Source organism: Brunnivagina elsteri CCALA 953, from assembly GCF_002289455.1.
GTDB lineage: Bacteria > Cyanobacteriota > Cyanobacteriia > Cyanobacteriales > Nostocaceae > Brunnivagina > Brunnivagina elsteri.
The window spans coordinates 1-10,116 of the sequence record NZ_NTFS01000245.1 but is presented as its reverse complement, the minus strand read 5'-3'; the positions used below and the strand labels follow the sequence as shown (position 1 = coordinate 10,116).

8 protein-coding genes are annotated in these 10,116 nt (G+C 36.5%); 3 read left to right on the top strand and 5 right to left on the bottom strand.

Going from position 1 to position 10,116, the window contains the following annotated elements; all coding sequences use genetic code 11:
- Nucleotides 1-33: 33 nt before the first annotated feature.
- Both CK510_RS19620 and CK510_RS19615 read right to left on the bottom strand, forming a co-directional pair.
- The gene (locus CK510_RS19620) at nt 34-1,074 is read right to left on the bottom strand and encodes a glycosyltransferase family 2 protein (protein ID WP_095723308.1); all 1,041 of its coding nucleotides are present in this window, start codon (nt 1,072-1,074) and stop codon (nt 34-36) included.
- Between the two features lie 176 nt (nt 1,075-1,250).
- Entirely contained in the window at nt 1,251-2,255 is a 1,005-nt protein-coding gene (locus CK510_RS19615) for a hypothetical protein (protein WP_095723307.1), read from the bottom strand.
- A gap of 523 nt (nt 2,256-2,778) precedes the next feature.
- Here CK510_RS19615 and CK510_RS19610 point away from each other — a divergent pair.
- A complete protein-coding gene (locus CK510_RS19610) occupies nt 2,779-3,900 on the top strand; it encodes an acyltransferase family protein (protein WP_095723306.1) in 1,122 nt (373 codons plus the stop codon).
- A gap of 174 nt (nt 3,901-4,074) precedes the next feature.
- On the opposite strand, the gene CK510_RS19605 is transcribed toward CK510_RS19610, so the two are convergent.
- From CK510_RS19605 to CK510_RS19595, 3 genes are all read right to left on the bottom strand, one after another.
- Nucleotides 4,075-6,432: an ATP-binding cassette domain-containing protein gene (locus tag CK510_RS19605; RefSeq protein WP_095723305.1), complete on the bottom strand. Its 2,358-nt coding sequence runs from the start codon at nt 6,430-6,432 to the stop codon at nt 4,075-4,077.
- 144 nt (nt 6,433-6,576) lie between these two features.
- A complete protein-coding gene (locus CK510_RS19600) occupies nt 6,577-7,764 on the bottom strand; it encodes a glycosyltransferase family 4 protein (protein ID WP_095723304.1) in 1,188 nt (395 codons plus the stop codon).
- Between the two features lie 236 nt (nt 7,765-8,000).
- Nucleotides 8,001-8,228 carry a hypothetical protein gene (locus CK510_RS19595; protein ID WP_095723309.1) on the bottom strand — a complete coding sequence of 76 codons (228 nt, stop codon included), beginning with the start codon at nt 8,226-8,228 and terminating at the stop codon, nt 8,001-8,003.
- A 317-nt stretch (nt 8,229-8,545) separates the two neighbouring features.
- On the opposite strand from CK510_RS19595, the gene gloB reads away from it, so the two are divergent.
- Entirely contained in the window at nt 8,546-9,319 is a 774-nt protein-coding gene (gene gloB / locus CK510_RS19590; protein ID WP_095723303.1) for a hydroxyacylglutathione hydrolase, read from the top strand.
- Between the two features lie 192 nt (nt 9,320-9,511).
- The gene (gene rplI, locus CK510_RS19585) at nt 9,512-9,970 is read left to right on the top strand and encodes a 50S ribosomal protein L9 (RefSeq protein ID WP_095723302.1); all 459 of its coding nucleotides are present in this window, start codon (nt 9,512-9,514) and stop codon (nt 9,968-9,970) included.
- The last annotated feature ends 146 nt before the right edge of the window (nt 9,971-10,116 follow it).

Genomic DNA, 10,116 nt, shown 5'->3' with positions numbered 1-10,116 from the left:
AGCACAATATGTCATGAAAAAAAAAACTAATTATTATTGACTATTAATATAGCTATGATTTTTATTTTTAAACCAATTTGTGAATTTAGAAAATATCGATATAATTTTTTCTGAGCGAGGTCCTCTGTACTTTTTAAATAGGATAAAGCTGGGAGTAATGAGTCGCAAATTGTAGATTAATTTCAATAGATATCTCTGATTTATCTTAATTTTCCCATCATATAAATCAAAAGGCATATTTACTATTTTAACTAATCGGGAAAAATTAGCGCTCTCCTTTTCTCGGATGGCTTCTTTAATTAAAAAGTGAATTCCTACCTGACATAATGGGAGTAATTCCTGATGTTTACCGCATACAGTCTCGTAGAAAAGAATATAATAATTCTTCATATAATTCCAATTATTAGTTCGATTCGACTGATGTTTTGTATAGTATGCTCCAACCATTGGAGTATAAACAAATTTGACATCAGCTAGTAGTAAATCTAATGTAAAATCCCTATCCTGCAAAGCCTTAAGACGCTCATCAAACATTTTTTTCTGAAAAACGCTCTTATGCATCAATAAACATTGTTGTAGCAAAGGAAATGAAGAGTCAGCTAAAAAATCAGGTATTACTAATCGCTGAATCAATTGTTCTTGGTTTAAATCTCCAACAATATTTTCAACTCGATGAGAAATTTGCCCCTCTTTGTCTATAAAAACTCTTTCGTAATCTGTATAAAATACATAATCATCCCCTTCTATCCGATTTAAATGACTTAGTTGGAATTCGATTTTATCTGTATGAATCCAATCATCTCCATCTAAAAACTGAATCCATTCACCTTGTGCTTTCTTGAATCCGAAATTTCGAGATGAGGATACTCCACCATTTTCTTTATAAAAATAACTAACTCGTGAGTCTAAACTCATCAATAACGTCGCAATTTCTTGAGTATTATCAGTAGAACCATCATCCACAATAATACACTCAATATTTGAGTATGTTTGAGACAGTACACTTTTAACTGAACGTTCTAAATAGCAAGCTTGATTGAAACAAGTAACAATTATCGAAACAAGCGGCATCATTGGTTAAACACTCTTAATTAGTTATTATTTAAGTGGTTATCAAAATAACCATCTTTCGGTATAGCCATGATAATGACTATACCGCGACGAAAAACAATCTAAGTTGTACAGCTAAATTGTCAAGTAAAGTTTGGCTGTTCTTGAACGTAAAGCTATTCAAAGGTAAGATTAATCAGTTATCGCGCAGCAATAACTTGCTTTTTAATAGAGATATTCGCACGTTGCAAATAAAGATTAAGAAGTCCTGTAAAGACACGATCCATTGAAGATAACTGATATTTCTTACTAGGGTCATTATCAGTTGAACCCCAGATAACTGGGAAAGGATTAGGTTCCCAAACTATTAATTTTCCTTCAGAATCATAGCTGTAATCAAACGCCATATAATCGAAACCTAATGCTTTGCGTGCTTTCTGCAAAATCTCATGATTAGGGTCATTTCCACTGAAGTAGCTAATCTCCTCAGCGATGATTGATTCGTCGATAACACGGTTCTTATTGTCGCGGACTTCCCAATAACTCGACACCATCAATGGTCCTGGAATACCTTCATCTCCCATCGCAAAATAACGATATTTACGATATAAACCATCTTCTGATTGCGTATCAATAAATTCTACTGCAATTGGTTGAGTAAAACTCTCAAATGGGACATTTTGCAAATCATCAAGATGTTTAATTGAAAAAGTTTTACTGCCATGTACGCAGTCTTCCCGAATAAAAAAGGGAACGGATAATCCACCTAATGTTTCTTTAAATGTTTCTGGGTTGGTAATCACGACTGTTTTGGCAGTTCGGATACCGACGCTACGGATAGTTTCTGCTGCGATCGACTTGATTGAATTTGAAAGTTTATCTATGGGATTAATGATAGGAATATTGTGTTCTTGACATTTTAATTCCAGTTCTTTGGCTTGCTTGTAAACGTCAGGGAACCTTTCTTTAAGAGGGTCTTGTAACCAAGGGATAAACAAAGCATAGCGGTCCCAGTTTTCAACTTCATGGGGGAGGTAATGAACTTCAAATAACTGTGATGCTTCTGGGTAATTTTGGCTTACCCAATAAAGAAAATAGTTGTTATATGTTGATTGATGATTTGATTGACGAACAACTAAAATACGCTTTGGGTGACGAACATTGTTGACTATATCTCGAATTCTTTGTTGAATTTGATTGTACATATCTGTTGACAGAAGTATAAATTATTGGCAAATTTTTAACGGTAAATCTTCTTGTAACCCTGGATACAAGAATTCCTAATGGAACCAGCATAATCGCAGATTTTTTCTCAACCTAGAGAAATTCTACTGAATATTTTGACAAAGTTGTAAGTTTTGCTATGAATATTAGTATTTTTACTGAATTAAGTGTCAGTTTTTGTTTAAGTATTAATTATTGACTAATAAATAATAAGGATTTGAGATGTTTGTACTAGTACTGGTACGATATAGTTGTAATTTACATCAATGTATATTTTCATATGTCTGGCAAATCCCGTAGGAAGATTTTCGTTACAGGGTTAAAGTTGTTTTGATGTACTTCTTTGCTGCATGTTAATTTTGGAAGGCAAATAGCTTGAGTAAGACCACATTTATTATTTATGGATGGCTTAATAATCAGGCATACTTGAAAAAAAGATACTTTGCTGGTGACATTGGTCAAGTCAAGGTTATTATTGAAAAATATTTTTCATATATCTAAAAAATGAGCAATACATTGGAGAAAAAACCTAAGCGTCAGCGCGATATTAGGTTTGACATTTTGAAAACTATTGGACTATTTTGTATTATTTTCGCCCATGTTGGTCCTGAGAACAATATCTTTTTCCATGTTAGACGTTTCGATGTTCCCTTGATGGTTATTGTATCGGGAACACTCTATGCCTATTCATCTGGGAATAAGCAAATATCTTTTTGGAGTTATGTAAAAAAAAGATTGCCGCGTTTGATTGCTCCTGTATGGTTATTCATGATTTTTTACTTTATTGCAACTTATATTATATTTTCTCTACTTTCTAAACCTTACCCATTTTCTCCTCAAAAAATATTCGAGACATTTTTATTGCTCAAAGGTGTTGGTTATGTATGGATAATTCGTGTATTTATTTTAGTGGCTCTTGCTGCAAATTTGTTGCTATATGTATATAGATTATGCAAATCAGAAGCTAAATTTCTAACTTTGCTATCTCTAAGTTATTTAGGTTATGAGTTATTACTGATTTTAATTCAACGTTTTAGTTTTTTGACGCGGGCAATATTTTTGAATGTAATAATCAATGATTATTTACTTTATCTGCTTCCCTACGGATGCTTGTTTGGTTTAGGGATGGCTATACCCAAGCTTAAAAATAAATCTATATTACTGATATCTGGATTATTTTTAAGCTTATTTTTGTTACAGGCTGTTTATTTTTACTATAAATTAGGACATTTTATTTCAAATGAAAATTTTAAATATCCTCCACAATCTTACTATGTTTCCTATGGAATTTTTATGTCGATGTTGGCATATTTTGTCGTTAATAAGTTGTGTGTAAAATACAGTTTATTAGAACGGGATAATTTTCTGATTAGGTTGATTGTTTTTATTAGTTCATCTTCCTTATGGATATACTTGTGGCATATTTTCTTCGTGTATTACTGGCAAAATTTAATTGCAGAATATTTTCACGAATTAACTAGCAACTTTACCATATCTTTTGTAGTAGTTACATTTGGAGCGATCGCAATTACTTATCTTCAGAAAAAAGCCATTTTTAATGTAATTAAGAAAACTAAAATTGGTCAAAAGAATTCTGAATTGCTCTCTATTCTATTTTTGAAGTGATTTTCCTTTCTTTTACCCTTTTACGGCAATTAAAATAAGGGATTTCCAGAAAATAAAATATCTCAACTTAGGGATTTATCAATCATATTCATAATTTTAAGGGTGGGGAGAACCCACCCCTACAATATTGGAGAATTTATTTCTTGGTGTTCCTTTAGGTCAAATATAAATTTATCAATTTGAGATGTGAGGTTGTAATTCTTTACCATTAACAGTGTTGTTTGATGTGGTAAGTAGTTTTACAGCATCTTCAAGCTCTTGAGTTGTGTCCAGCAAGTGAATCGCTGCATTCCATGCTTCTTTGATTGATTCGTTTTGTTCGGGAGTACTTTCACTTGGATAATCTACAAGCGATACTCCGAAGGAGTCACTGAGTCCTTCGGACACGCTACGCGAACGCGATCGCAATGAGTAAAGGATTGGACTCACATAGTTATTAAACTTTTCGACGATGCGTTTGAGATTCTCGTGATTTTGGCTTTCATCTAATAATCCCAGTTTAAAGCGGCTTCGTAGTTTGACGATATCCTCGAAGACATCAATTATATTGGAAACTCGCATTGTCGATTTATAGGCTTCTTCGATTAATTCTTGCCGTTCTTGCGGGTTATCGACTAAACCATCAAGTAGCAATCGTAAAAACCCAATGGTTGGGTTGAGACGAGTTCGCAATTCGTGGGGGATAAGGAGTAAATTTTGTGTGGTTTGATTGGAAATGGGGTTTACTTCGGCTGTTTGTTCCGATTCACCGCTAAATTGCATCGAATAAAGACGGGTATAATAACCATTTTTGCGTAATAGTTCTTGATGATTTCCAACTTCCACAACCCTTCCCTGGTCTAATACGGCGATTTGGTGGGCTTTTTGGACTGTGGATAAGCGATGGGCAATTACTAGGGTTGTCCGGTTTTTACTCAAGTCATCGATCGCTTCTTGCACCAAACGTTCGGATACAGTATCGAGGGCACTGGTAGCTTCATCGAGGATTAGAATTTCTGGGTTTTGTAACAAAGCCCTTGCGATCGCTAATCTCTGTCTTTGTCCCCCCGACAACATTACACCTCTGTCACCAATCAATGTATCAAATCCTTGGGGCAATTTAATAATAAATTCGTAGGCATTTGCTTGTTTGGCTGCTGCAATTACTTCTTCTTCGCTGGCATCGGTTTTACCGTATGCAATGTTATACCCGATCGAATCGTTGAATAAAAATGTATCTTGGCTGACGATACCCATTAAACTACGTACCGACTGGATATTAAAATCGCGTAAATCTACCCCATCGAGTAAAATGCTACCCGAAATCGGCTCGTAAAAACGCGGTAATAAATCTGCCATTGTTGATTTACCCGCACCTGAACTACCAACTAAAGCTAAAGTGGTTCCTTTTGGCAGAAATAAGTCAATTTCTTTGATTACTAACTTTTCATAACCGGGATAAGCGAAGGAAATATTATTAAAATGAATGCCTTTTTGGAGACTTTTATAGGGCTTTTCACCACAACTCATAAACGGCTTATTTTCTCGACGTAAAAACTCCGAGGTAATGTTCAAACTCGCTGATGCACCTGCAAAGCCACTACGAATTACATTTAACTGGGAAATATAAGGTAAGACTCGTAAAAGTGTAAATAGGTATATTAATATTACCTGGGAAAGTGATGCAATTTGATTACCAAAAAATTGCTTACTCAAAAGTACAATCATCACCAAAGCCGCTATACCCATTACCTCGCTGACGGGTACAATTGCTTCAGAATTGGCTTGCGATCTAAACTCTGCACTTTCGCGATCGCGAATTAATTTAACGATTTTCTGGTATTCTCGACCTTCATTCGCTGTTGAACGCACCAAGCGCATCCCGTTCATGACTTCTAATACGGCAATCGAGTAATCCTTCGACATCTCCGACAACATTTTACCGTAGTCTTTTGAACGTGCGATCGCATATTGATTAACTAATGTGACTAGGAATAACAATATTGTCGCTGCGATTGTTAATTTCCAGGAAATTGCCATCAATAATCCCACAAATACCAATATTGTAATGATGACAGTAAAGACTCGAATCACAATATTAATTGTACTGGCAGCCCGTGCAACTTCCCCACCCAAGCTATTAATTAAATCGCCAACTCTAGTTTTTGCATAATAATCTAAATCAACTTCTAATAGGACTTGTAACCCCGCTTCCCGCATATCTGTGGTAATCAGTCTTGCTAGCAAACCCGATGCTAACGTACTGGCATAGCTGGCAAGATTTTTGATGAAAATTATCAAGATTACTGCTGCTGCCATGACACCAACGCGATAATTTTCTGGTACTTGTTCAAAAGGAGCTATAATCATCCTCAGAATTGCTGGACTGTCTTGAGAAGTTAAATTCTGTCCAACAATAGCCAGAATTACAGGTATAATCAGTGTGGTACCAACACCATTAAATAAAGCCCCAGAGATGGAAAGTAAAAATGTTACGAAAATCCGAAAGGGGTAAGGTTTCGCAAATTTAAATAAAATACTAGTCGTAGACATGTTGATTTTTAATAATTAGTGGGATTGTCAAAATAACTTTTTAGCAACCTATTAATACTCCAACAGTTCTCCTCTGCATGAGATAATTGTGCTTTAAAAATACACCCTAAAAATAATTTTATTGTTCCACAGGTTCTTTAGCAATTAAGTCATACCCACCTTGGGAGAACTTTTACTAATTACTAGCTTTGCTAACGCATCCTTTAATGTGGATGCCATCGTTGATGTGCTGTATCTTTCAATACAACGTTTTCGTGCTTTGTTACCGCGATCGCAAGCCAAATCAAAGTTATCAAAAATAGCTTCAATCTCCATAGCAATTTGTGATGGTGAGTTTGGATCGACTAAGTAACCAGTATCGGCTAAAATTTCCGGAATATCACCAACACGGGTCGAAATCACGGGTTTACCCATTGCCATTCCATCGGTAAGCTTTAGGGGGAATTGCGCTCTTGCTACCACAGTATCCCGTTGCGGTACAACCACAATATGAGCTGCTGCCACAATCTCAGGCATGGCTTCTACTGGTGACTTTGGTAACTTAATAATCCAGCGTCCCCACTTCTCAATTAAACGGTCATCATAATCATCATATGGACTCCCACCAACAATCACCAACCGTAAATCTTCGCGGTTGAGTTGTTCCAGCGCCATCAACACATCTTCCACACCTTTGTGGGGACGAGGAGCGCCAGGAAACATCAAGACGCGATAATCAGAAAGTCCGTATTTCTGCCGACTCGTATTAGCATCATATTTATCTGGGTTGAACATGACAGTATCTTTTCCATTCGGTACGTACACTCCACCGAAACGGTCTTGGAGAAACTGAGTATCAATAGTTACGATATCTGCGTATTTAACCATGCTTTCCATCCAATTAATATAAACTGGATGATCGGGGAATCTTAATGCACCTTTTGGTTTGAGAATATCGCGGGCAAATTGCTTAATTCCAGGTTGATACTGGAAGGAAAAACCACCATGCCAACTCATTTCCCAATCATCCATATCAACTAATACTGGACGATGTGAATTTAGTTTTTTTAGTAGTGCGACACCAAAGCTACTAGGCTTTGGTTTAACTGCATAAATAATGTCTCCATCGAGCTTTTTTAAAAGTTGGCTAACTGAACCAAAAAAATGAGGATAATTGCTGCCAGGGATAGAAACTACCGGAATTTGATCCGGTGCGATCGCATATAACTCTTTACCAAAATTAAACCCGACAATTTCGACTTGATAATTGAGTTCTTTTAATACCTGAGCTAACAAATATGCTCTGACTGTTCCACCTCCTGAGAGGTCACTAACTACCAATGAAACTTTCATTTATTATTAACTTTCGGTTAATGTATTTATTTATAATATTATCATCTGGGAGTTTGGAATTGGATAAATACCTTGTAATCAAAGATATCTATCCGACTCCATAACCCTTTTGGAAATTATGTGTTGTCATCTGAGACCGAAAATACATTTTTTTTGACTGAACTAATCATAAATGATTAATTTGAGCAATAATCAATTATCAAATAATTCTCGATCCACCGTACATCTATCTTTTTTTACCAATCAATTAACTTCAATTGACCAGTTTGAATGTGGTCGAAGACGCGGTTTACTTGCCTGCGATCGCCTTCAGTTACATCATTGTCATCGTAAACAAAAATTGTTAACAATTTATGGTCGCGACGACTAAGTTTTCCAGAAAAGATTATCTTATCAACCAAAACTTTGACTGCTATTTCTGGTTCAGTATCAGCCGTTTTTGTCATAGAAAATTTATGAAGCATATTTCTCCTGATTAAAACTAAAAAAATAGCAATATTTGCCCCACCTAATTGTAAAAAGAGAGCATAAAAAAACATTTATTAAACTAAAATGTGGTGGACAAATATCACTTCGTTGGTATACCGTTGCTTTGCAGTATCTTTACAACTTAAACCAACAAAATAAATTTAACTTTATATTCTAGCTTCACCCAGAGGATTTTTACTGATAAATGACATATTTTTTACTACAATATTTTGAGTATGTACGTTTAAATACGGTTGACTTAGTCAGCTCTGACAAAAGTACTAGATTAAAATATTAAATATGGAGATAAAAAATGCAAGTAATCCGTCTGCCAGTACTGTCTGACAACTATATTTTCCTGTTATGGGACGAGATACGCAACATTGCCGCAGTCGTCGATCCAGCAGTCGCACAACCCGTTTTAAACAAGCTTCATGAACTTAAAGCCGAACTAGTCGCAATCTTCAACACACACCACCACAGTGACCATGTAGGGGGTAATCGTGAGTTAATCCAAGAGTTCCCCAGCCTCACAGTTTATGCAGGAGCCGAAGATAAAGGCAGAATTCCCGGACAAAAAGTCTTTTTATATGAAGGCGATCGCGTTACATTTGGCTCAAGCATAGGTGAAGTTTTATTCGTTCCCGGACATACCCGCGCTCACATTGCCTATTATTTCCCTGAGGTGACGGCAGGGTACGGGGGAGAGTTATTCTGTGGGGATACCCTTTTTGCTGGGGGTTGCGGACGATTATTTGAAGGTACACCCGCGCAAATGGTCGATTCCCTCAGTAAAATTAGGTCATTACCCGACAATACCCGCGTTTGGTGTGCCCACGAATACACATTGAAAAATTTACAATTTGCCCTGAGTGTCGATGGTGACAATGAAGTTTTGAAAAACCGATATACGCAGGTACGGAATTCTCGAAATATAGGAGAAGCCACGGTTCCTTCAGTATTAGGAATTGAAAAATCGACGAATCCATTTTTGCGCTGGGATATACCCGCATTACAACTGGCAGCAAAAAGTAGCGATCGCACCCAAACATTTGCACGACTGCGAGGAATGAAAGACCAATTTTAAACAATGTTAAATCTTAACAAATGACGATTTTTGGCTACGGGGTTGCGATCGCACCCCATATTTAGTTAAAATCTTTTAGCTCTGGGCTGTGTGTATAGCCATAAATGGATACGGTTATCAAAGACTGCGACTCGTCTCAAACCCAAGCTGCTAAGATTTGACAGAACAAAAAGAACAACAAAGCGAAGAAAAATGGCAAAGCGCGTACAATTAATATTAAACCAGGATGTCAGCAAGCTGGGTAAACTTGGCGATTTAGTCGAAGTTGCACCAGGCTATGCACGTAACTATCTGGTTCCTAAGCAATTAGCATCCCCAGCAACCCGTGGTCTTCTCAAACAAGTAGAACGTCGTCGTGAAATCGAACGTCAGCGTCAAGAGGAACTCAAGCAACAAGCTACGGAACAAAAATCCGCATTGGAACAAGTTACTGGCTACAGCATTTCAGTGCAAGTTGGCGAAAATGAAGCGATTTTCGGTACTGTCACTACTCAAGATGTTGTCGATATCATCAAGCAGAATGCCAGCATTGATGTAGACAAGCGCAGTATCACCATTCCTGATATCGGCAAATTGGGTACTTATGAAGCAGAAATTAAACTGCATTCGGATGTCACCGCTAAAATCAATCTCCAAGTTGTTTCTAAATAGAATTCTGACTTTTTAAGATTTCTCAGCAATTTGGAAAATATCCTATAATTTCCCCTTTCTTCTCGTAGGAAAGGGGAATAATTTTTGTTTAAGTTTGTTTATCTTATACCAATTTAATATGAAGACGCATAGAAAGAACCCCACCC

Bases quoted from the DNA above. Each gene is read 5' to 3' on its own strand.
- CK510_RS19620 (WP_095723308.1), bottom strand. From the start codon at position 1,074: ATGATGCCGCTTGTTTCGATAATTGTTACTTGTTTCAATCAAGCTTGC.
- CK510_RS19605 (WP_095723305.1), bottom strand. From the start codon at position 6,432: ATGTCTACGACTAGTATTTTATTTAAATTTGCGAAACCTTACCCCTTT.
- CK510_RS19615 (WP_095723307.1), bottom strand. From the start codon at position 2,255: ATGTACAATCAAATTCAACAAAGAATTCGAGATATAGTCAACAATGTT.
- CK510_RS19595 (WP_095723309.1), bottom strand. From the start codon at position 8,228: ATGCTTCATAAATTTTCTATGACAAAAACGGCTGATACTGAACCAGAA.
- CK510_RS19600 (WP_095723304.1), bottom strand. From the start codon at position 7,764: ATGAAAGTTTCATTGGTAGTTAGTGACCTCTCAGGAGGTGGAACAGTC.
- gloB (WP_095723303.1), top strand. From the start codon at position 8,546: ATGCAAGTAATCCGTCTGCCAGTACTGTCTGACAACTATATTTTCCTG.
- CK510_RS19610 (WP_095723306.1), top strand. From the start codon at position 2,779: ATGAGCAATACATTGGAGAAAAAACCTAAGCGTCAGCGCGATATTAGG.
- rplI (WP_095723302.1), top strand. From the start codon at position 9,512: ATGGCAAAGCGCGTACAATTAATATTAAACCAGGATGTCAGCAAGCTG.